The 21,311-nt window shown below is 65.5% G+C and carries 22 protein-coding genes and 1 tRNA gene; 14 read left to right on the forward strand and 9 right to left on the reverse strand.

Translation table 11 applies throughout. The annotated features are described in order from the left end of the window. The coding region (locus tag AX702_RS17135; RefSeq protein WP_197420664.1) for a sensor histidine kinase at window positions 1–538 on the forward strand (538 nt) is incomplete at its 5' end. On the opposite strand, the gene AX702_RS17140 is transcribed toward AX702_RS17135, so the two are convergent. From AX702_RS17140 to metX, 3 genes are read right to left on the reverse strand one after another with little or no spacing between them, the layout of a single operon-like run. Then, window positions 513–908 carry a response regulator gene (locus AX702_RS17140; protein ID WP_177179175.1) on the reverse strand — a complete coding sequence of 132 codons (396 nt, stop codon included), beginning with the start codon at window positions 906–908 and terminating at the stop codon, window positions 513–515. The genes AX702_RS17135 and AX702_RS17140 overlap by 26 nt on opposite strands. Window positions 909–931: 23 nt before the next feature. Beyond that, window positions 932–1,531, reverse strand: a complete 600-nt coding sequence (metW, locus tag AX702_RS17145; RefSeq protein WP_066781584.1) for a methionine biosynthesis protein MetW — start codon at window positions 1,529–1,531, stop codon at window positions 932–934. Then, complete coding sequence (gene metX, locus AX702_RS17150; RefSeq protein ID WP_066781586.1) at window positions 1,528–2,646, reverse strand: homoserine O-acetyltransferase MetX; 1,119 nt, start codon at window positions 2,644–2,646, stop codon at window positions 1,528–1,530. The genes metW and metX overlap by 4 nt, the downstream gene beginning before the upstream one ends. Window positions 2,647–2,812: 166 nt before the next feature. On the opposite strand from metX, the gene hisC reads away from it, so the two are divergent. Both hisC and AX702_RS17160 read left to right on the forward strand, forming a co-directional pair. After that, complete coding sequence (gene hisC / locus AX702_RS17155; RefSeq protein ID WP_066781588.1) at window positions 2,813–3,910, forward strand: histidinol-phosphate transaminase; 1,098 nt, start codon at window positions 2,813–2,815, stop codon at window positions 3,908–3,910. A gap of 149 nt (window positions 3,911–4,059) precedes the next feature. Beyond that, window positions 4,060–4,968 (forward strand): prephenate/arogenate dehydrogenase family protein, encoded by a 909-nt coding sequence (locus tag AX702_RS17160; RefSeq protein ID WP_066781590.1) that lies wholly within the window; start codon window positions 4,060–4,062, stop codon window positions 4,966–4,968. Window positions 4,969–5,007: 39 nt separating this feature from the next. On the opposite strand, the gene AX702_RS17165 is transcribed toward AX702_RS17160, so the two are convergent. From AX702_RS17165 to ftsE, 4 genes are read right to left on the reverse strand one after another with little or no spacing between them, the layout of a single operon-like run. Further along, window positions 5,008–5,706, reverse strand: coding sequence for a lysophospholipid acyltransferase family protein (locus tag AX702_RS17165; RefSeq protein ID WP_331710421.1), 699 nt, complete (start codon window positions 5,704–5,706; stop codon window positions 5,008–5,010). Beyond that, a complete protein-coding gene (locus tag AX702_RS17170; RefSeq protein ID WP_066781592.1) occupies window positions 5,706–6,239 on the reverse strand; it encodes a YdcF family protein in 534 nt (177 codons plus the stop codon). The genes AX702_RS17165 and AX702_RS17170 overlap by 1 nt, the downstream gene beginning before the upstream one ends. Then, on the reverse strand, window positions 6,236–7,132 hold the full coding sequence (locus tag AX702_RS17175) for a cell division protein FtsX (RefSeq protein WP_066781594.1): 897 nt from the start codon (window positions 7,130–7,132) through the stop codon (window positions 6,236–6,238). The genes AX702_RS17170 and AX702_RS17175 overlap by 4 nt, the downstream gene beginning before the upstream one ends. Continuing rightward, the gene (gene ftsE / locus AX702_RS17180) at window positions 7,129–7,836 is read right to left on the reverse strand and encodes a cell division ATP-binding protein FtsE (RefSeq protein WP_066781597.1); all 708 of its coding nucleotides are present in this window, start codon (window positions 7,834–7,836) and stop codon (window positions 7,129–7,131) included. Before ftsE ends, AX702_RS17175 begins: the two co-directional genes overlap by 4 nt. Window positions 7,837–7,991: 155 nt before the next feature. Here ftsE and AX702_RS17185 point away from each other — a divergent pair, with 155 nt between their 5' ends. From AX702_RS17185 to trhO, 3 genes are all read left to right on the forward strand, one after another. Next, window positions 7,992–8,813, forward strand: a complete 822-nt coding sequence (locus tag AX702_RS17185) for a zinc-ribbon domain-containing protein (protein WP_066781599.1) — start codon at window positions 7,992–7,994, stop codon at window positions 8,811–8,813. Window positions 8,814–8,986: 173 nt separating this feature from the next. Further along, window positions 8,987–9,073: transfer RNA gene (locus tag AX702_RS17190), tRNA-Leu, on the forward strand. A gap of 65 nt (window positions 9,074–9,138) precedes the next feature. Beyond that, entirely contained in the window at window positions 9,139–10,071 is a 933-nt protein-coding gene (gene trhO, locus AX702_RS17195; protein WP_066781600.1) for an oxygen-dependent tRNA uridine(34) hydroxylase TrhO, read from the forward strand. Window positions 10,072–10,098: 27 nt separating this feature from the next. Here the strand turns inward: trhO and AX702_RS17200 are convergent, their stop codons facing one another. Together AX702_RS17200 and AX702_RS17205 are read right to left on the reverse strand one after the other, a co-directional pair. After that, a complete protein-coding gene (locus AX702_RS17200; RefSeq protein ID WP_066781601.1) occupies window positions 10,099–11,250 on the reverse strand; it encodes a hypothetical protein in 1,152 nt (383 codons plus the stop codon). A gap of 128 nt (window positions 11,251–11,378) precedes the next feature. Then, the gene (locus AX702_RS17205; protein WP_066781602.1) at window positions 11,379–12,710 is read right to left on the reverse strand and encodes an MFS transporter; all 1,332 of its coding nucleotides are present in this window, start codon (window positions 12,708–12,710) and stop codon (window positions 11,379–11,381) included. A gap of 151 nt (window positions 12,711–12,861) precedes the next feature. Here AX702_RS17205 and cyoA point away from each other — a divergent pair, with 151 nt between their 5' ends. The 8 genes from cyoA to AX702_RS17245 are packed head-to-tail and all read left to right on the forward strand — an operon-like array spanning window position 12,862 to window position 21,241. Next, on the forward strand, window positions 12,862–14,034 hold the full coding sequence (gene cyoA, locus AX702_RS17210) for a ubiquinol oxidase subunit II (protein WP_066781603.1): 1,173 nt from the start codon (window positions 12,862–12,864) through the stop codon (window positions 14,032–14,034). Window positions 14,035–14,051: 17 nt separating this feature from the next. Beyond that, window positions 14,052–16,040 carry a cytochrome o ubiquinol oxidase subunit I gene (cyoB, locus tag AX702_RS17215; protein WP_066781605.1) on the forward strand — a complete coding sequence of 663 codons (1,989 nt, stop codon included), beginning with the start codon at window positions 14,052–14,054 and terminating at the stop codon, window positions 16,038–16,040. A 1-nt stretch (window position 16,041) separates the two neighbouring features. Continuing rightward, window positions 16,042–16,701: a cytochrome o ubiquinol oxidase subunit III gene (gene cyoC, locus AX702_RS17220; protein ID WP_066781634.1), complete on the forward strand. Its 660-nt coding sequence runs from the start codon at window positions 16,042–16,044 to the stop codon at window positions 16,699–16,701. After that, window positions 16,698–17,102, forward strand: a complete 405-nt coding sequence (gene cyoD, locus AX702_RS17225; RefSeq protein WP_066781607.1) for a cytochrome o ubiquinol oxidase subunit IV — start codon at window positions 16,698–16,700, stop codon at window positions 17,100–17,102. Before cyoC ends, cyoD begins: the two co-directional genes overlap by 4 nt. Further along, window positions 17,102–17,824 carry an SURF1 family protein gene (locus AX702_RS17230; RefSeq protein ID WP_066781608.1) on the forward strand — a complete coding sequence of 241 codons (723 nt, stop codon included), beginning with the start codon at window positions 17,102–17,104 and terminating at the stop codon, window positions 17,822–17,824. The genes cyoD and AX702_RS17230 overlap by 1 nt, the downstream gene beginning before the upstream one ends. Next, on the forward strand, window positions 17,824–19,128 hold the full coding sequence (locus AX702_RS17235; RefSeq protein ID WP_156455564.1) for an ATP-binding protein: 1,305 nt from the start codon (window positions 17,824–17,826) through the stop codon (window positions 19,126–19,128). The genes AX702_RS17230 and AX702_RS17235 overlap by 1 nt, the downstream gene beginning before the upstream one ends. A gap of 31 nt (window positions 19,129–19,159) precedes the next feature. After that, window positions 19,160–19,696, forward strand: coding sequence for a response regulator transcription factor (locus tag AX702_RS17240; protein WP_066781614.1), 537 nt, complete (start codon window positions 19,160–19,162; stop codon window positions 19,694–19,696). Window positions 19,697–19,753: 57 nt separating this feature from the next. Then, window positions 19,754–21,241, forward strand: a complete 1,488-nt coding sequence (locus AX702_RS17245; RefSeq protein WP_082746338.1) for a diguanylate cyclase domain-containing protein — start codon at window positions 19,754–19,756, stop codon at window positions 21,239–21,241. Window positions 21,242–21,311 lie beyond the last annotated feature (70 nt).

Genomic DNA, 21,311 nt, shown 5'->3' on the forward strand with positions numbered 1-21,311 from the left:
CGCCCACCCGCCCCTGGCGCCGCTCGCCGCCGATTTGCGCGAGCGGATCGCCGCTTTGGGGCGCGCGCACGACTTCGTCCGCCCGCATAGCACCAATTCGCGGCCGTCCGCGCACCAGGACAGCCTGCGCGACCTGCTGGATGAGTTGTTGGCCCCGTACCAGTCACATCGCGGAGAGCGCGTCACGATCACTGGCGTGGACGTGCATGTCGATGATCGCGCGGCGACTCCCCTCGCGCTGCTGTTCCACGAGCTTGCCACCAATGCGAGCAAATATGGCGCGCTTTCCGCCGCCGATGGCCGCATCACGATCCACGTGGCGCGGCAAGGAGAGCAAGCCCAGATCCACTGGCTGGAGCGTGGCGGCCCCTGTCTCGAGAGCGGTGCCCGACCCGCCGGTTTCGGCAGTCAGTTGATCGAGCTCAGCGCCGTCCGGCAGCTTGGTGGAAATGTGCGCCGCACCTGGCACCCCGAAGGGTTGGAGATGATGCTGGAGGTCCCAACCGCATCGTTCAGCCGCGCGCACCGATCCGAATGACATCCTCGTGTGCGACGACATCCTGCTCGCCGCTTGCCAGCGCGGCGGCCGCCAGGATCGCGCGGTCATTGAAGGGCTTGCGTACATAGCCAAGCGCTTCTGACGGAATGCCGATCTGCGATGGGTTCGCCGTAACGAAGACGACCTTCACACCGTAATCGCGCGCGATCCGTTCCGCGATTGTCGGTCCGGTCGCGCCATCGCGAAGATTGATGTCGACAAAGGCGAAGGAGCAACCCGGCGCCGCCGCGATCGCCTGATCGCTGTCGGCAGCAATCGCGGCGACCTCATATCCGGCGTCAACAAGGATTCGCTCGAGATCCAGCGCAACGAAGATCTCGTCTTCAATGATGAGAGCTGTCTTGGTCATGATAAGTTGCCGTGCAACACAGATTAAGGTCGATCGGTTCCACGCAAAAGGAAGATTGCGTGCTCCGCAAGGAAATTGGCCGCCGCTGATCGGGTCTGCTTGTCCCCTGAGAGAAACCAAGCGCCCTCCACTGCGATGCCCCGATCGCGCAGATGCGCGCGGAAATCGTCCACCGTCAGATGGTGAATGTTCGGGGTGTCGTACCAGCGTTCCGGCAGCAGGCGGGTCACCGGCATCCGCCCGCCCCACAACAGCGAAAGGCGCACGCGCCAGTGCGCAAAGTTCGGAAAGCTGACAAACGCCCGTCGCCCGATCCGCAGCAGATGATCGAGCACCGCATCCGGTGCGCGGCAGGTCTGCAGCGTCTGGCTGAGGATCGCATAATCGAAGCTGCGGTCGGGATAATCGGCCAGATCCGTATCCGCGTCCCCCTGGATCACGCTCAGCCCGCGCCCGACCGCGCCGGCCACGTTGCGCGGATCCAGCTCCAGCCCGCGCGCGTCCGCCTGCTTGCTGTCCCGCAGCGCCGCCATCAGCGCGCCGTCGCCGCAACCGACGTCAAGCACCCGGCTCCCGACCGCGACGTGATTGGCGATAATGGCCAGATCGGCCCTCAGCGTCATGCTGCCGTTCCCATGAAGCCAGCTACCACCCGGTTCATTTCCGGGGAATCGAGCAGAAACGCGTCATGGCCGTATGGGCTGGACAGCTCTACGAAGCTGACCGGCGCGCCAGCGGCGTTGAGCGCCTGCACGATGCTGCGCGATTCGCGGGTGGGGTAAAGCCAGTCCGTGTCGAAACTGATCAGCGCGAAGCGCGCGCGCGTCTGGCGGAACGCATTGGCAAGCAGCCCGCCATGTTCCTCGGCCAGATCGAAATAGTCCATCGCCCGTGTGATATAGAGGTAGGAATTGGCATCGAAGCGATCGACGAAAGCAATGCCCTGGTAGCGCAAATAGCTTTCAACCTGGAAATCCGCATCGAAGCCGAAGCTTTTCGCCTCCCGCGCCTGCAACCGGCGGCCGAACTTCTCGGTCAGCCCCGCCTCTGACAGATAGGTGATGTGCGCCGCCATCCGGGCGACTGCCAATCCAGCCGCCGGCACGTCATGGCCGTAATATTCGCCGCCGCGCCAGTTGGGATCAGCCATCACCGCCTGCCGCCCCACTTCATGGAAGGCGATGTTCTGCGCCGAGTGCCGTGCCGCCGACGCGATCACCACCACCGCTTCGACGCGATCCGGAAAGGTCGCCGGCCAGCTCAGCGCCTGCATCCCGCCCATCGAACCGCCAATCACCGCCTTCAGCCGTTCGATGCCGAGGTGATCGAGCAGCAGCGCCTGCGCGCGCACCATGTCGCGGATGGTGATGACGGGAAAGCTCATCCCGAACGGCGAACCAGTGGTCGGGTTCACCGTCGCCGGACCGGACGATCCCATGCAGCTGCCGATGACATTGGCACACACCACGAAGAACCTATCCGTGTCGACGGGGCGGCCTGGCCCCACCATCTGGGTCCACCAGCCCTGCTTGCCCGTCCGCGGATTGGCGCCCGCGACATGCTGGTCCATCGTCAGGGCGTGGCAGATCAGAACGGCGTTGCTGCGATCGGGCGCAAGCGTGCCATAGGTTTCATAGGCGATCTCGACCGGCGCAAGCCGCCCCCCGCCGTCTAGCGGCAGCGGGCCTGGCAGGATGACGTGGCGCTGGAGACCGAAACGCTGGTCGTCGGCGGACATAAGGCGCGCGCTAGCATTGTGCGGCGCACGGGGGAAGCGGTGCATCTGCGCCCCACCGTCCCGTTCGTTGGCTGGCCGGATTAGGCTGGCGCTGCATTGCACCGGGCCGGTGCCTCCAATTCGCGCCGTTGCCAACCCTTGCCGGCCCCCGCTATGCGCCCGCTCCATGACTGGACCCGTTCCCAAACCATGGATCATGGACATCGCCCCCTATGTGCCGGGGCGATCTACGACTGATGACGGCCGCAAGGTCGCCAAGCTGTCGTCCAACGAAAATCCGCTCGGCACCAGCCCGAAGGCGCGCGAGGCATTCGCCTCCGCTGCGATGAGCCTGGAACGGTATCCGGACGCCAGCGCCAACGAACTGCGCGAGGCGCTTGCCGCCAAGCACGGCCTTGATCCCGCCCGCATCATCTATGGCAATGGTTCGGACGAAGTTCTGCATCTCGCCGCCGGCGCCTTTGCCGGCCCGAGCGACGAGGCGATTTACGTGAATTATGGCTTTGCGGTCTATCCGATCGCGATCCGTCGCGTCGGGGCGACTCCAGTGATCGCGCCGGATCAGGATTATGCGACGGACGTGGACGCGATTCTGGCCGCGGTGACGGACCGGACGCGCATCGTCTTCGTCGCCAATCCGAACAACCCCACCGGCACCTATGTGCCGCGCGCCGAGATTGAGCGGCTGCACGCCGGGCTGCGCGACGACATCCTGCTGGTGCTCGATCACGCTTATGCCGAATATATCGACGGCGGCGACGATGACGGCGGCATGGCGCTGGCCACATCTGCCTCGAACGTGCTGGTCACCCGCACCTTCTCCAAGATGTACGGCTTGGCGGCGGAGCGGATCGGCTGGGGCTATGGCGCGCCGGCGATCATCGAGGCGATGCATCGCATCCGCCTGCCGTTCTCGATCACCATCGCCGGCACGGCGGCGGCCGTGGCCGCGCTGGGAGACACGGATTTCGTCGCCACCACCGCTGCACACAATGCCAAGTGGCGCGCCTGGTTCTCCGAAGAAATCGCCAAGCTTGGCAATGCCGGCCTGCGCGCCATTCCAAGCCAGGCCAATTTCGTCCTGGTGGTGTTCGAAGGCGAGTTGACGGCTGAGGCGGCCTACAAGGGTCTGATGGACGCTGGCTATATCGTTCGCTGGCTTCCGGGGCAGGGTCTGCCGCAGGCCTTGCGCATCACCATCGGCACGGAGAGCGAGACGCGCGGGGTGATTACCGCACTGCGCGACATGGCGGGCGCGGTGTAACAAAGTCTGGCGAACAACGTCAAACAGCGTCACCGCGGCCTTGTGCCGCGGTCCACCGTTCCGCAAACTCGCTGGCCAACACGCACGCGGTAAGGTGAATGCCGGGACAGGCCCGGCATGACGACGAAGCGGGTAAACGGAGATTCGAAGTGCTTCCCTTTGCCCGCGTCACCATCATCGGCCTCGGCCTGATCGGCTCCTCCGTCGCGCGCGCAGTGCGGCAGCATATGCCGACGGTGCGCCTCACCGGGCACGATGCAGATCCGGATGTCCGCGCCCGCGCCGACGCGCTGGGGATCGTGGACGATGTGACCGACACGCTCGGCGCCGCAGTTACCGACGCGGAACTGGTGATCCTCTGCGTGCCGGTCGGCGCGATGGGCGATGTCGCAGCCGAGATGGCCGCCGATCTGCCGGTGGAGGCGATCGTTAGCGACGTCGGCAGCTGCAAGGCCGAGGTCGTTCGCGCGCTTACCGCCGCCCTGCCCGGCACCGCAATCGTCCCGGCACACCCTGTCGCCGGCACGGAGCAAAGCGGCCCGGAGGCCGGTTTCGCCAGCCTGTTCCATGGCCGCTGGTGCATCGTCACGCCGCTGGCGGATGGCGATCCAATCGCTACCGAACGGGTCGCGGAGTTCTGGCGGCGTCTGGGGAGCATGGTGGAGATCATGGCGCCCGATCACCACGATCGCGTGCTGGCCGTGACGAGCCACCTCCCCCACCTGATCGCCTATACCATCGTCGGCACAGCGAATGACCTGGCCGAGGTGACGCAATCGGAAGTGATCAAGTTTTCCGCCGGCGGCTTCCGTGATTTCACCCGCATCGCCGCGTCGGATCCGACCATGTGGCGCGACGTCTTCCTCGCCAACAAGGAAGCGGTGCTGGAGATGCTTCAGCGCTTCAGCGAGGATCTGTCGCATTTGCAGCGGGCGATCCGATGGGACGATGGCGACACCCTCTTCGACCTGTTCTCCCGCACGCGCACGATCCGCCGATCGATCGTCGATCAGGGGCAGGATGATGCCGCGGCCGACTTCGGCCGCAAGCACGAATGAGCGAGCGTCCTGCCGGCCGGCGCGGCGATCACGGATTCGTCAGCGCGCCGGGTCCCGCTCCAGCGCGTTGATTGCCTCCCACACCCGCCGCTCCGCTTCCCGGCGCGGCAGGCCCGGCGGGATCACCTCGCCGATGCGCATCGTCACTACGCCCGGCCGCTTGGCGCCCCTCTTCGGCAGTAATCGCCCGCTATCCAGCGCAATCGGAACGACAGGCAGGTCCAGCGCCTTGTAGAGTCCGGCAAATCCTGATCGCAGCGGCGGCGTTTCGCCAGGCGGCACGCGCGTACCTTCGGGATAGACGATCACCGATCGCCCCTTGGCTCTCAGCGCCGCCCCTTCGGTCATCAACCGGCGCAGCGCCTTTGCCGATGCCTCGCGGTCCACCGCCATGGATCCGTATAGGCGCGTCGCCCAGCCCCACACCGGAATGCGCGCGAGCTCGCGCTTCAGCACCATCGCCGGGCCGCCCAGGATCAGCTGCAGCTCGGTCGTCTCGTACATCGCCTGGTGCTTGGCGGCGAAAAGAAACTGCCCTTCCGGCACGCTCCCCTCGATGCGCGTGGTGATGCCCAGAATGTGCTTCGCCGCCCAGCGCTGATAGCGTGCCCAGCGATGCGCATGGTGGATCACCACCCGCTCGCCAAAGAGCGCAGCCGGCGCGATGCCAAGGACAATCGGCACCGATCCAGCGTAGAAGACGATCTGATACACGATCGTCCGCAGCCAGTTCATCATCAGCCAATCCCTGCCCACAATGCGATCCGGCGCAGGATCAGTTTGTTATATTCGTTCACCAAGCGCCCCAGTCGCTGTTCCGCCGGCACGCCATCACGCAGGATGCGAACATCGGCATCCAGGGCCGCCCCCACTTCCATGCGGGCCCGCGCCATATGCCAGTCCGATGTGACCAGCCGGACGGACTTGTAGCCATGTTCGCGCATCCAGCGCCCGGTCTCCTCGGCGTTGGAGCGGGTGTCCACCGCTTCGCGTCCCAGATCGACACAGCAGGCGATCGCCGCCGCATGGCCGTTCGCTGCGGCAAGATCCACCTTGCGCAGGCCGGTCGCCACGCCGGTGACCAGCATCCGTTTGGCACTTCTCGCCTCGATCAGCGCTAGCCCGCGCGGGATACGCCCAGGTCCCCCGGTCGGCACGACGATGGCGTCGGTCTTCAGCTGCGGGTCGGCCGGCTGAGCCAGCGTCAGCATGAAGGCGGCAAAGCCCAGGCTCCACGCCACTGCGGCCAGCCCGATCAGCCGCGCGATCACAATACGGACTCCAGCGCACGGGTGATGGTGAAGCGCGCCGCCAGCGCCGCCAGCAGAACGAACGCGATAGGCAGCAAAGCAAGCGCCGCCCAGCCCGACGCCCCGAGGCTGGCCTGCCCCAGCAGTTGCGAGCCAAGCTCCGCCGCCTGCGCGCTCACCAGCAACAGCATGGCAATCGCCGCAAGGCTGCCGATCGCCGCCCCGACGCCCGCGTCGCGCGCGATGCGGCGCTGGAACAGCCGCGCCACCTGCACATCGGTCGAGCCGAGCATGTGCATGACTTCGATCGTATGGCGATGCGCGTCCAATCCGGCACGCGCCGCCAGCACCACGACCGCCGCTGTCGCAGTCGCCAACAGGATCACCAGAACCAGCGCGATCAGCACGACCAGGTCGAGGAAATCGGCCACCGGCGCCATCCACGCCTCCTGCGCGTCGACGCGCGCGGCTGGCGCCACCCGGGTCAACGCAGTCCGAACCCGCGGAAGGGCGGCGGCGGTCTCGCTCGCCAGCTCCAGGTCGATCATGGCCGGAACGGGAAGGTCGGGGTCGGCGCTGTCGTCCCCCAGCCAGGGGCGAAGCAGCGCGGCAAGCTCCTCCGGATCGACTGGTACCGCGCGCCGCACTTCGGGAAGGGCGCGCAGCGTGGAAAGGGCGCGTGCCGCCTCTGCCTTCTGGCGGGCCGGATCACTCGCCACCACCTGCACGGTCGCCCGGCCGACCAACTGGCCTTCCAGGGTATGGGCGGCATTGCGCGTCGCCAGCCCCAGCGCGGCGCCGAGCACCGTCAGGAACAGCATGATGGCGATAATCCACACCATCGCCCGCACGCCGCGCGCCTCGTCCAGCACGCGCCGGGTGCGCTCCGCCCGGGCCGTCGTCACGGGGTTCATACCGGCTCCCGCGCGGGCGGGTGGCGCAGCGTGCCCGTCGGATCCTGCAGCTTCCCCTTCACCAGTCGCATCATCTGCGCGCCCGACACCCGCTGCATCAATTGGATGTCGTGCGTCGCCACGACAACCGTGGTGCCCAGACGGTTGAGCGAATCGAATAGCAGCAGCAGGCGATCCGCCATCTCCGGATCGACGTTGCCCGTCGGCTCGTCCGCCACCAGCATCTCCGGGCGCGCGATCACCGCCCGAGCGATCGCGACGCGCTGCTGCTCGCCGCCCGACAGCGTTTCGGGCTTGGCGTCCGCCTGATCGTGAAGCCCGACCCAGGCGAGCATCTCGCTCACCGGCTCCGCAATTTCCGCCTCCGGCATTCCCGCGATGCGCAGCGGCAGTGCCACATTGTCCGCCGCCGACAGGTGCGGAACCAGGCGAAAGTCCTGAAAAACCACCCCGATCCGCCGGCGGAAGCCCGGCAGGCGGCTGCGCGGCATGGTCACGGCGTCCTCGCCGAACAGGCGGATGATACCCCGGCTGGGGCGCTGCGACAGGTACAGCAGGCGCAGCAAGGATGTTTTCCCCGCGCCGCTCGCTCCCGTCAGGAAATAGAATGATCCCGGCGCCAGCGCGAAGCTGATGTCGGACAGCGTTTCCGGCTCGTTGCCGTAGCGCAGCCCCACATTCTCGAACTGCACGATATTCGCCATTTCGGCGCCGTTCGTCCTTTACACACTGATGCCCCGCACGTGCCATCGCACGATGCGCCTCGATGCTTCAACCTCCGCTTGCATGGAGCGCAAGGGCGGTGTTTAGATTCGCGATGGCTTCAGCCCTCCTGTTCACCCGCCGGTAGCGTCGCGCGATGATCCTCGAATGTCCCGAATGCCGCACCCGATACCTGGTGCCCGATACCGCGATTGGTGCGGAGGGGCGCACGGTTCGCTGTGCGAACTGTCGCCACAGCTGGCATCAGGAGCCTGACGCCCGTGCGGCGGAGGCAATCGCGGCAGCGCCGGCCCAGGAGCCACAGCCTCCGTCGGTGATCGTGAACGCGGGTGAACAGGCCGCGGCACCTGATCTGCCCGCGCAGACAGCCGTCGCCGCATCAGATCCAGCCGGCTCCGCTGCGACACAGCCGCTGCCGCCGTTTCCCGGCATGGCACCCGCCAGCGCTGCAATCGCGGCGTGGCCAAGCCCGCCCGCTTCATCCACCACGGTGGAGAACGGCGAAAAGCCGCGCCGCAAGCGTCCCCTTGTCAATCCCGCGCGACGCTGGACGGTAGCCGCGGTGCTTGCCGCGTTGCTAATGCTGGTGGCGGTCGGCGCCATCCTGTGGACCAGTGCGCCCGGCCTCGCCACCCAGCTCGGCCTGTCATTTGGGCCGCAGGAATCGCCACTTCGACTGATCGACAATCCGATTGAGCGGCGCGAGATCAGCAACGGCAGCGAACTGTTCGCGGTCAGCGGCAAGGTGTTGAACCCGTCCAACGATCGTCAGCGCGTGCCGGACATCCGCGCCGATCTGCGCGACGCCCAGAATCGCATCGTCTTCACCTGGACGATCATTCCGCAGCAGCGCACGCTTGCGCCGAAAAGCGCGATCGATTTCAACTCGGCGAAGCTGGATGTTCCCGCCAGTTCGAAGAAGCTGGAGCTCAGCTTCGTCGGGGAGGACGGCGACTGAGCGATCGCTCACCGCTGCCGGCGATCGAGGGACTATGCGGCAGCTGAACGGAAAAGATTGCGTCCAGACGCAATCTTTTCGCCCGGAACCGGCAAAGCCCATTGCCAGCTCCCGGAACCCTTGCTAGGGGCGCGCTCCTGCCAGCCGCCGGCCCAGCCCGGCGGACATCACGTGCGGTCGTGGCGGAATTGGTAGACGCGCAACGTTGAGGTCGTTGTGTCCGAAAGGACGTGGAAGTTCGAGTCTTCTCGACCGCACCATTGATGAACGGCGGGGGCTACCAACGCTCTTCGGAGCGCCCCTCCCGTTCCCCTGCCGGCCTGCCATGACCCAGCCTTTCCGCACTGCGGCCCTTTACCAGTTCACCCGTTTTGACGATCCCGCCGCGCTGCGTGGCCCGATCGAGGCGCTGTGCCGCTCCCATGGCGTGCAGGGCACCCTGTTGCTGGCGCACGAGGGCCTGAACGGCACTATCGCCGGTCCGCCGAAGGGCATCGACGTCGTGATCGCGCACCTGCGCACCCTTCCCGGCTGCGCGGCGCTTGAGGTCAAATATGCCTGGGCCTCAGCGGAGCCGTTCCATCGGCTGAAGATCCGCCTGAAGCGCGAGATCGTGACGATGGGCCAGCCTGGCCTCGATCCGCTCAGCAATGCCGGCACCTATGTCGCGCCGGAGGATTGGAACGCGCTGATCGCGCGGCCCGACACGGTGCTGATCGACACGCGCAACGATTACGAGGTCGCCATCGGCACCTTCCCCGGCGCGATCGATCCGGCGACAAAGAGCTTTCGAGACTTTCCCGACTGGTTCCGCGCCAACCGCGATCGGCTGCTGGCCGAAGGCAAGAAGGTCGCGATGTTCTGCACCGGCGGCATCCGCTGTGAGAAATCGACGGCATTTCTGAAGGCCGAAGGCGTGGAAGAGGTCTATCATCTTCAGGGCGGCATCCTGAACTATCTGGAGAAGGTGCCCGCCGCGGAAAGCCGCTGGAGCGGCGAATGCTTCGTCTTCGACGAGCGCGTTGCGGTCACCCCCGATCTTCAGCCGGGCAGCCATGTCCTGTGCCGTGCCTGTCGCCGGCCGGTAGGGCCGGAGGATCGCGCCTCGCCGTTATACGAGGAGGGCGTGAGCTGCCCGGCCTGTCACGCTGATCTCAACGACGAGAAGCGCGCGCGCCTTGCCGAGCGTCACCGCCAGGAGGCGCTGGCCCAGGCTCGCGGCACGCGCCACGTCGGCGCCAGGATGGGTGCTGACTGACCGTTCGGCGCTTTCGCTACCGTGCGGTCATTCGGCCGCCCAGCGGACAACGGCGTTGTCATCCTCAGGCTCGTCATGAAAGCGCGATTCGTCCGGAAACATCGCCTCAAGCCGGCGGCGCGCCCGCTCCGCCTCGCCGATGCGCCCTTCCAGCCGCAGTTCGGCGATCTGCAACAATCCCCGCTGGATGCGGATCTCATTGGCCATGTCGGCCATTCGCTCGCCTACAGCGGTGATGAATTCCGGAGAGAAGCCGGCCGGGTTTGACGACGGACGCAAATCCGTGACCGGATAATTATATCGGGTGATTCCGAACCGCTCGCCCACCCATGCGATGTCTTCGCGGGTCTCGTCGAAGATCTGGCGGCGCGTCGCGTCCGGCAGGTCGAAACGCTGGCCCCTGATCCCTGTAAAGGCGCCAAGCTCGGCGCCACTGCGTGCGCCGCTCCGCTTGCCCTCCAAGAAGAACGGGCGGCGCGTGTTCAGTTCGGCCATCATCATGGCCGCTTCCCAACTCAGCGACTCATTTCGCGCGACGACCTCCTGCGACAGCGCCGCGGCGGCACTCTCCAGACCGAGGCGGGTCAAGAACGCCGCACCCATGCCCGCCGGATCGGCAGTCAGCTCCTCGAACGCCAGAATTTGGTGCTGCCCCGGGCCAAGCACCTCCTCCCAGCGCTGAAAGGTGCGTTGCAAGCGCATCGCCCTTGGTTGGGCAAGCAAGGTGTCAACGTCGCCCTCGCGCTTGAACCGCTGCTGCGTGTAGCTGACTGCCCAGTCGACCGGGTCGCGCACCACAGCGACCAGCTGATAGCTGTCGACATATTGGTCCAGCCATTCCTTGATCTGCTTCATCACGGGCGGTTTCAACCCGTACATCAGCTCGGTCGAAAGGATCAGCGTATGCCAGTCGCGTCCGCGAAGCTGCTCCTGCACCGCGGCAAACTGCTTGGCCGAGATGGGTGACGTGCCGGACGGTACGGTGCGTTTCCGCGCACGGATGTAATCTTGCGCACGCCCGCGAAAGAGCGCCAGCAAGGTCGCGCTGTGGTCGCGGCCGGTGCCGGGATAAAGGAGGCCGAAACGCGCCAAAGCTGACCGGTTGTGGCTCAGCGACGCCTGAATCGCGCTGGTTCCTGTCTTGGGCGGTCCGATGTGAAGGATCGCACGCCGAGTCATCTACCCTCCACCGCCGGTCTAATCGTCCAGCGGTGGCGCAAGGCAGCGCGCGATGCAACGCCCTCTTAGCTTCGAAATGGCGGCGTTTTCGGTACTTAGCGTGGGTAGACGCCCGGCGCGGGCCGAAATCAGGCTGCGCGCCGCGCGAATTCCTTGTTGATACCCAGCGCGCCCAGCGTGCAGATCGCGCCCGACAGCAGATACAGCCCGACCGACCACAGGCCGAATCGGCTGGCGAGGAACAGCGCCACCAGCGGCGCGAAGCCTGCACCGATCACCCAGGCGGCATTGGCGACGATCGCGGCACCGGTGTAGCGGCTCTCCGGCGGGAAGTTGCTGTTCACCGCGCCAGAGGATTGGCCAAATGCCAGACCCAGCAGCACGAAACCGCCCAGCATGTAGATCGCCTCACCCACTTCGCCGGCGCCCAGCAGGCGCGGCGCGAAGCCGCTATAGACCGCGATCAGCGCCGCCGAGACGCCCAGCACCGCACGCCGCCCCACGCGGTCGGCGATAACACCGGAAGCCAGGATGGCGAGCAGACCGATCACTGCGCCCAGCGCCTCGATGCCGAGAAATCGCACCGGCTCCTCCTGCGCATAGAGCGTTACCCAGGACAGCGGGAACACGGTGACGAGATGGAACAGCGCGAAGCTGGCGAGCGGCGCGAACGCGCCCAATACGATGGTGCGACGCTCGCGGAACATGGTCGCAAATGCCGGCGAGGGCTGAAGCTCCCGGCTCTCGAAGAGGCGTTCGAACTCCGGCGTTGCGACGAGTCGCAGCCGGGCAAACAGCGCCACGACGTTGATCGCCAGCACCACGAAGAAAGGATAGCGCCAGCCCCAGCTCAGAAAGTCCTGCGGCGTCAGGATCGCGAGAAAATAGGCGAACAGGCACGATGCCACCAGCAAACCCAGCGGCGCGCCGAGCTGGGGGATCATGGCGTACCAGCCACGCTTTTCCTCCGGCGCGTTGAGCGATAGCAGCGACGGCAGCCCGTCCCACGCGCCCCCCAGCGCCACGCCCTGCCCGATGCGGAACAGCGCAAGCAGCAGTGCCGACAGCGTGCCCACCTGAGCGTAGCTCGGCAGCAATGCGACGGCCATGGTCGATCCGCCCAGCAGGAACAATGCGATGGTCAGCTTGGTGCCACGGCCATGAACCCGGTCAACCCACATGAACAGCAAGGTGCCGAACGGCCGCGCGAGGAACGCCAAGGCGAAGATCGCAAACGAATACAGCGTCCCCGTCACGGCATCGACATAGGGAAACACCACCTTGGGAAACACCAGCACGGAGGCGAGCGCATAGACGAAGAAGTCGAAGAACTCGCTCGTGCGACCGATGATCACGCCGATCGCGATTTCACCAGGGGCGATTTCCTTATGGCGGGCATTTACCAGCCGTGCGTCGCGCTCAAGGGCGGTCGAGTCCGCCGTGCTGGTCGATGCAGTCATTCGTCATGCTCCCGCGGCGATCCGCCGTGCAATAATGGTTGGCCCGCGTCGGGGTTCATTACTACACTCCTGTGCCGGAGGTGCGCTAGTGACGGGATTGGACAAATTGTCCAATGTAGCGCCTCGCGGACTCGGCCTAGGAGCGTTTCATATGCCCGACCATCCCGCCCCGCTGGCACGGCTTGCCCGTGCGGCATCGATTCCGCTCCTGCTGTTTGTCGCCGGTTGCCAGGGCGCCGTGCTCGACCCGGCTGGCGACGTCGCACTGCAGCAACGCAACCTGATCTATGCATCGGTCGGGTTGATGCTGCTCATCATCGTGCCGGTGATGATCCTGACTGTCGTGTTCGCCTGGCGTTATCGCGCGGGCAACAAGGACGCGACCTATGATCCGCATTTCGATCACTCGACGTCGCTTGAACTCGTCATCTGGTCGGCACCGCTCCTGATCATCATCGCGCTGGGCGCGCTCACCTGGTCCAGCACCCACCTCCTTGATCCCTTCCGTCCGCTGAACCGCATTTCGGCGACCAAAGCGGTCGATCCGCGCGAAAAGCCGCTGCTGGTTCAGGTAGTCTCGCTCGATTGGAAGTGGCTGTTCATCTATCCCGAGCTCGGCATCGCCACGGTGAACGAGCTTGCGCTGCCGGTCGACCGGCAGGTCCGCTTCGACATGACGTCCAGCAACATGATGAACACCTTCTATGCGCCCACGCTCGCCGGCATGATCTATACGATGCCCGGTATGCGCAGCACGCTTCACGCGGTGCTGAACCGGCCGGGCGAGTTTGAGGGCATGTCCGCCAATTATTCGGGCGCAGGCTTCTCCTACATGCGCTTTCGCCTGCGCGGGCTCGACGACGCAAGCTTCGCGCGCTGGGTTGGCGAGGTGAAGGGCCGCGGTCAGTCGCTCGATACCGCCAACTACCTGAAGCTTGAAAAGCCGAGCGAGCAGGTGCCGGTCATGCACTTCGCCAATGTGGAGCCGACACTGTTCCAGCGCGCCTATGAACGCTGCGTCACCCCCGGCACGCCGTGCATGAGCGAGATCATGGCGCGTGACCATGCGGCGGGCGGCGGCGGCGATCCGCATCCGATGAAGGCTGGCGAGGGCATGCCGGCCGGCCGCCAGACCCTGCCGCGCGAGAAACCGGAGGGCGGGCTGATGAAGGACACGGACGAAATCACGCCCGTGCCGCACAATTCCAAGCCGCGCCAGCCGGGTGCGCCAGGCGCCACTGACCCTGATTCGCCCCGCAATCGCGACCTTTCGTTCCTCTCTCTGCCAGCCATGCCGGGCCATGCCCGCGCGGTGCGCGGCTGAGCCGCCGGAGCCTTCCGATGTTCAACGAAACCGTTCTGAAGACGATCTTCGGTCGCCTCAGTTTCGAATCCTTCCCGATCCATGAGCCGATCCTGATCGCGACCTTTATCGGCGTGGTGGTGATCGGCCTCGGCATCGTCGGTGCCGTCACCAAATACCGGCTCTGGGGCTACCTGTGGACCGAATGGTTCACCAGCGTGGACCACAAGAAGATCGGCATCATGTATATCATCCTGGGCATCATCATGCTCCTGCGCGGCTTTGCCGATGCGATCATGATGCGCGCCCAGCAGGCCGTCTCCTTCGGTGCGAACGAAGGGTATCTGAACGCACACCATTATGATCAGATCTTTACCGCGCACGGGACGATCATGATCTTCTTCGTCGCGATCCCGCTGGTCGTGGGCATCATCAATTATGTGATGCCGCTACAGATCGGCGCGCGCGACGTGGCCTTCCCCTTCCTCAACAACTTCAGCTTCTGGCTCACGGTAGCTGGTGCCGCGCTGGTGATGGTGTCGCTGTTCATCGGCGAGTTCAGCCGTGGCGGCTGGCTCAACTACGTGCCCGTCACCAACCTGCAGAACAGCCCCGATACCGGGCCTGATTATTACTTGTGGGCGCTGCAAATCGCCGGCATCGGCACCACCCTGTCGGGCATCAACATGGTCGTCACGGTCATCAAAATGCGCGCGCCGGGCATGACCATGATGAAGCTGCCGGTGTTCTGTTGGACGGCGCTGTGCAGCAACGTGCTCGTCATTGCCATCTTCCCGGTCCTCACCGCCGCCTTCGCGATGCTGATGCTGGATCGCTACGTCGGCACCAACTTCTTCACCAATGATCTCGGCGGCAACCCGATGATGTATTGGAATCTGGTGTGGATTTGGGGTCACCCGGAAGTGTACGTGCTGGTTCTCCCGGTGTTCGGCATCTACTCGGAGATCACCTCGACCTTCACCGGCAAGCGGCTGTTCGGCTATTCCTCGATGGTCTATGCCACGGTCGTCATCACGATCCTGAGCTACCTGGTTTGGCTCCACCACTTCTTCACCATGGGATCGGGCGCCAGCGTCAACAGCTTCTTCGGCATCGCCACGATGGTCATCTCCATCCCGACGGGTGCGAAGATTTTCAACTGGCTGTTCACCATGTACCGCGGCCGCATCCGCTTCGAGCTGCCGATGCAGTGGGTCGTTGCCTTCATGCTCACTTTCGTGGTGGGCGGCATGACGGGCGTGATGCTTGCGATCCCGCCGGCCGATTTCGTGCTGCACAACTCGCTGTTCCTCGTCGCGCACTTCCACAACGTGATCATCGGTGGCGTCGTGTTCGGCCTGTTTGCCGCAATCGATTATTGGTGGCCCAAGGCCTTCGGCTTCAAGCTCGATCCGTTCTGGGGCCGAGTTCACTTCTGGGGCTGGGTGATCGGCTATTGGGTCGCCTGGACGCCGATGTACGTTGCCGGTCTGATGGGCGTCACGCGCCGCCTGCGCCACCTGGACGATGCGACGCTCCAGCCGTTGTTCATCATTGCCGCGATCGGCGTGGCGATCATCGCGGTAGGTATCGCCGGCTTCGTCATCCAGATCGGCGTCAGCATCATGAACCGCGACAAGCTGCGCGTCGGCAACGATCCGTGGAACGGCCGCACGCTGGAATGGGCGACCAGCTCGCCCCCGCCGGCGTACAATTTCGCCTTCACGCCCGTCGTGCACGATCTGGATGCGTGGCACAACATGAAGGAGCGTGGTTCCAAGGCACCGGACAGCGGCTTCATGCCGATCCACATGCCGCGCAACACCGGCGCGGGCGTGATCCTGTCGGCGCTGGCCGCCGTGCTCGGCTTCGCGATGGTGTGGTACATGTGGTGGCTGGCCGCCGCGAGCTTCGTCGCCATGATCGGCTATGGCATCGCCCACACGTTCAACTACAACCGCGATTATCACATCCCGGCCGATGAAGTGGCCGCGACCGAACGCAAGCACGCGCTGGCGGGGGCCTGACATGACGACTCTTTCTCCCACCGCGGACGAAGCGAACCACACGGCCGGGGCGGATGCCGCCCCGCCCATCTTCTACCAGACGGAGGCTGATCACCACGACCACAGCTCCGGCGGAACGATGCTGGGCTTCTGGATCTACCTGATGAGCGACGCGCTCATCTTCGCGACCCTCTTCGCCACCTATGGCGTGCTCAGCACCAGCTATGCGGGGGGGCCCGCCCCTGCCCAGATCTTCGATCTGTCGCTGGTCGCGCTGAACACCGCGATGCTGCTGATCTCCTCGATCACCTGCGGCATGGCAATGATCGCGATGGAACAGGGTAATGTCCGCGGCACCCAGCTGTGGCTCGCCATCACCGGCCTGTTCGGCGCGGCGTTCATCGGCATCGAGCTCTATGAATTCATCGAGCTGGTCCACGAAGGCGCTACGCCGATGCGCAGCGCCTTCCTGTCCGGCTTCTTCACCCTGGTCGGAACCCACGGCCTGCACGTGTTCAGCGGCCTGATCTGGATTCTCGTCATGCTGGTCCAGCTCGGACAGCGCGGCCTGATCATGGAGAATCGCCGCCGCCTGATGTGCCTCAGCATGTTCTGGCACCTGCTGGATGTCGTCTGGATCGGCGTCTTCACCTTTGTCTATCTGCTCGGAGTCCTGCGATGAGCGCTCCCCACGCCCACGCCGATACGCACGGCCACGGTCATGCCGACGACCACCATCATGCGCCGGCGCCCGACGGCGGCCACGGCCATGGCTCCCGCCGCGGTTATGTGATCGGCTTTCTCCTGTCGGCGGTGCTGACGGCGGTGCCCTTCTGGCTGGTCATGACGGGCGCGCTCGCCAGCGTGCAGGCAACGGCCATCATCGTCGTCGCGCTCGCCTTCGTGCAGATCATCGTCCACACCTTCTTCTTCCTGCACCTCAACCCGCGGGCGGAGGGCGGCTGGACGCTGCTCGCCTTTATCTTCACGGTCATCATCATAGCGATCGTGATCGCGGGATCGCTGTGGATCATGTTCCACCTCAACAGCAACATGATGCCTATGGACGGCATGGGCATGTGATGAGACGTTACGCGTTTGCCGGCGTCTGCCTGACGCTGGCGGCGCTCTTCACGGCTCTCGGGTTCTGGCAGGTCGATCGGCGCGCTTGGAAACTTGATCTGATCGACAAGGTGGAGACGCGGGTCCACGCCGCCCCGTCTCCCCTTCCCCCACCGTCCGAATGGCACGGTGATCTGGCGTATCGGCGCGTGCGCCTCACCGGGCGCTTCCTCCACGATCGCGAAACCTTGGTGCAGGCCGTGACCGTCCATGGGCCCGGCTGGTGGGTGTTGACACCGCTGCGTCTGACCGACCCGGCACTGGCCTCCCGCCGCGCCACCGGCCACCCGCTGATCCTCGTCAATCGCGGCTTCGTGCCCGACACACGCCGTGAGCCTGCGATGCGGTCGGCCGCGCAGCGGGACGAGCGCGTCACCATTACTGGGCTCATCCGCGCCTCGGAACCGGGCGGCGCCTTTCTCCGCAGCAACGACCCCGCCGCGAACCGCTGGTTTTCCCGCGATGTGGCCGCCATTGCGCGGGCGCGCGACCTCGACCCGATCGTGCCCTTCTTCATCGATGCAGACGCCGCGCCCAATCCCGGCGGCTATCCGATTGGCGGCCTGACGGTGATCGCCTTTCGCAACAATCACCTGTCCTACGCCATCACCTGGTTCGCGCTGGCGCTGCTCAGCATTGGTGGCGCGGTGATGGTGTTCCGAGCCCGTGGCAGGGGACGATGATGGATTCGCCCCTTCTCGCGCTCACACGACGATCCGCCGCGCAGGCCGGCTCCTCGCGCGATTCCACCGCTGCCGAAAACATGCGTCAGCTGCTGCAGCTGCGCTGGATGGCGGTGGCGGGACAGCTGATCACCATCCTGGTGGTTCATTTCCTGCTGGGCGTGAAACTGCCGCTATTCCCGATGATGGTGGTGGTCGCGCTTCAGGCGTTCGCCAACATCATCAGCTTCGTGCTGCTGAGCCGGGATCGCGTCACCAACGTAGAACTGATGCTGGGGCTGCTGTTCGACGTCGGTTCCTTGACCGCGCAACTGTCGCTCAGCGGCGGGGCCACCAATCCGTTCGTGTCGCTCTACCTGATCCAGGTGGTGCTTGGCGCGATCCTGCTGGAAAGCTGGTCGGTGTGGGTGCTCGTGGTCCTGACCACCGTTTGTTATGCCGGTCTCGCGGCGGATAGTCGCCCGCTCGCCTATCCGCCAAATATTGAGCCGCTCATCGGCGACCTCAACGCGCTCGGCGCTTGGCTCAGCTTCGTGCTCAGCGGCACTCTCCTTGCCATGTTCGTCACGCGCATCAGCCGCAATCTGCGTGCTCGCGACGCCTTTCTCGCCGATCTGCGGCAACGCGCGGCGGAGGAGGACGGCATCGTGCGCATCGGCCTGTTCGCCAGCGGGGCGGCGCACGAACTCGGCACCCCACTCGCCTCGCTCGCCGTGATCCTCAGCGACTGGCGCCGCCTGCCAAAGATCGCTCAGGATCCCGAACTCGCCGGTGAGCTGGCGGAAATGCAGGCGGAGGTGGAACGCTGCAAGGCGATCGTGACCGACATTCTCCATTCCGCCGGCGAGCCGCGCGGCGAAGCGATGCAGAGCGTCGGCGCACGCGCCTTCCTCCGCGATATCGTGGAGGAATGGCGCACCACATTGGCCAGCGGCCCGCTGACCGTCGATCTACAGGGCCTTGGCGATGCGGCGGTGGTGGCCGGTCCGTCATTGCGGCAGGCGGTGTGGAACCTGCTCGACAATGCCGCGGAGGCATCCCCCGGTGGCGCTGCGCTGGTCGCCACCTGCGATGCCGACGAATTGACCATAAAGGTGATCGATGACGGCCGCGGCTTCACGGAAAGTGAACTCGCCGGGGTCGGCAAGCTTTACCATTCCGGCAAGGGCGCGGGCCACGGCGTCGGCCTTTTCCTGGCCAGCAACGTCGCGCGTCGGCTGGGCGGTCGGCTGGCGGCGATGAACCGGCCGGAGGGCGGCGCCGACGTGCGGCTCGTCCTCCCCCTTGCGAAATCCAGGCGCTAGGGCCGCCCACGAGAGCCTGTCGGAGGAAGCGATGACCGAGGAACGCCGGATCCTGATCGTCGAGGATGACGAGACCTTCGCACGCACGCTGCAGCGCTCGTTTGAGCGGCGCGGCTATCGCGTCTGGCTGGCGCACGGTCCGGCCGAGATGGAAGCGCTACTGGAAGAGGCGCGCCCCGGCTTCGCGGTGGTCGATCTGAAGCTCGGCAACGCGTCGGGTCTTGCCTGCGTCGAACGGCTGCACGCATCCGATCCCGCCATGCTGATTGTGGTGCTCACCGGCTTTGCCAGCATTGCGACGGCCGTTGAGGCCATCAAGCTGGGCGCCTGTCATTATCTCGCCAAGCCGTCGAACACCGACGATATCGAGGCCGCGTTCAGCAAGGCGGCCGAAGGCGACGTCGACGTTCCGATCGAGGGGCGCAGCACTTCCATCAAGACGCTGGAATGGGAACGGATCAACGAAACGTTGGCCGAAACCGGGTTCAACATCTCGGAAACGGCGCGGCGCCTTGGCATGCACCGGCGCACCTTGGCGCGAAAGCTGGAGAAAAAACCGCTCCGCTAAGGATCGCACGCCGGCACGTTAACCTGGATCTAACGCTTGGCGGCGCATGGTGGCGCGATGTTCCCGATCCATGAAGAGGAACGCCTCGAGGCGCTGCGTTCGCTGGAGGTGCTGGATACCCCGCCCGAAGCGGAATTCGAGGCGATCGTTCAAGGCGCCCGGCACATCTTTGACTCGCGTATGGCGTTCGTGTCGCTGGTTGATGCAAACCGGCAATGGTTCAAGGCGCGGTGCGGCTTCAGCATCCCGGAAACCCCGCGCGAAGTCTCGATCTGCCAATATGCGATCGCGGCCGATGACATGCTGGTCATTCCCGACACGCTGGCCGACCCGCTATTTGCCTCCAGCCCGGTGGTGACCGGACCGCCGCACATTCGCTCCTACGCCGGCATCCCGCTTCGCCACGGCACCTCGCCGGACGCTCGGCGCCTGCCTATCGGCACCTTGTGCGTCGCGGACGATCGGCTGCTGGAATTCACCCCGGAAAAGCTGGAGCTTCTGAAGGGCTTTGCCGGCGTCATCGAAGGTATTCTGGAGGCACGCCGCGCCCGTTCCGAAAGCCTGAAGCTCGCTCTATCCCGGCAGGAGGCGCTGATCGAGAGCGAACGCGCACAGCGGATCCTGCAGCAGGCGGAGCGTATGGCGCGCATCGGCTCGTGGCGGCTCGACCTGACGAACAACGAGACGCACTGGTCGGCCCAGACCTATGCCATCCACCAGATGCCGCCCGTCGGAAAGCCTGAACTGGAAAAGGCACTCCTCCACTATCCACCCGCTGACCGAGCGAAGGTGGAGGGGGCACTCGCCGCGTGCGCCAATACCGGCCAGCCGTGGGATCTCGAAGTCGACCTGATCAACGCCAAGGGGAAGCTTCGCCGCATCCGGCTGATGGGAGAGGCCGAGATCCGCGATCGTCAGGTGATGGCGGTCATCGGTGTGATGCAGGACATCACCGAACGCTATAAGGTTGAGCGGCGGCTGCGCGAATTCGCGCTGACGGACGAACTCACCGGGCTGGCCAGTCGCCGGGCATTCAACGAAACCTTGGACGAGGCGCTCGCCAGCACGCCGGCGCGCGCCTCCGCGCTCGCCGTGGCGATTATCGATCTCGATCGCTTCAAGGAGGTTAACGATCGGCTCGGCCATCCAGCGGGCGACGAGGTGCTGCGCGTGATGGCTGCCAAGCTAACCGCGGCCGATCATCTGGGTGATTTCCTTGCGGCCCGGCTGGGCGGCGACGAATTCGTGGTCATGCTGCGTGGCAGCCATGCGGCCGAGCGGCTGGCACAGGGGATCGAGCAGTTGCTCACCGATCTTCGCCACACCGTCTATGGCGAGGGCGCCGACCCGCATGAGGGGATCACGGTATCGGCGACGATCGGTGCCTGCGTCCGGGATGCCGCGCACGCGGATCGCCCTTCGCTGATGAAGGCGGCCGATACGGCGCTTTACGCGGCGAAGCGGGCGCGCCGGGGCACGGGCGCGATCGCCGGGCGTGATGGCATTCTGGTCGCCCATGGAGCGCCTGCGCACCAGGTCGCCTGACACCCGGACCGCTTGCGCGTCAGCCCAGCCCGGCCCTGGATCGAGGGGAAACCCACTTCCCCTTGATTCG

This window comes from Sphingomonas sp. CCH5-D11, assembly GCF_001557395.1.
In the GTDB taxonomy this organism is placed as follows: Bacteria; Pseudomonadota; Alphaproteobacteria; order Sphingomonadales; family Sphingomonadaceae; genus Sphingomonas.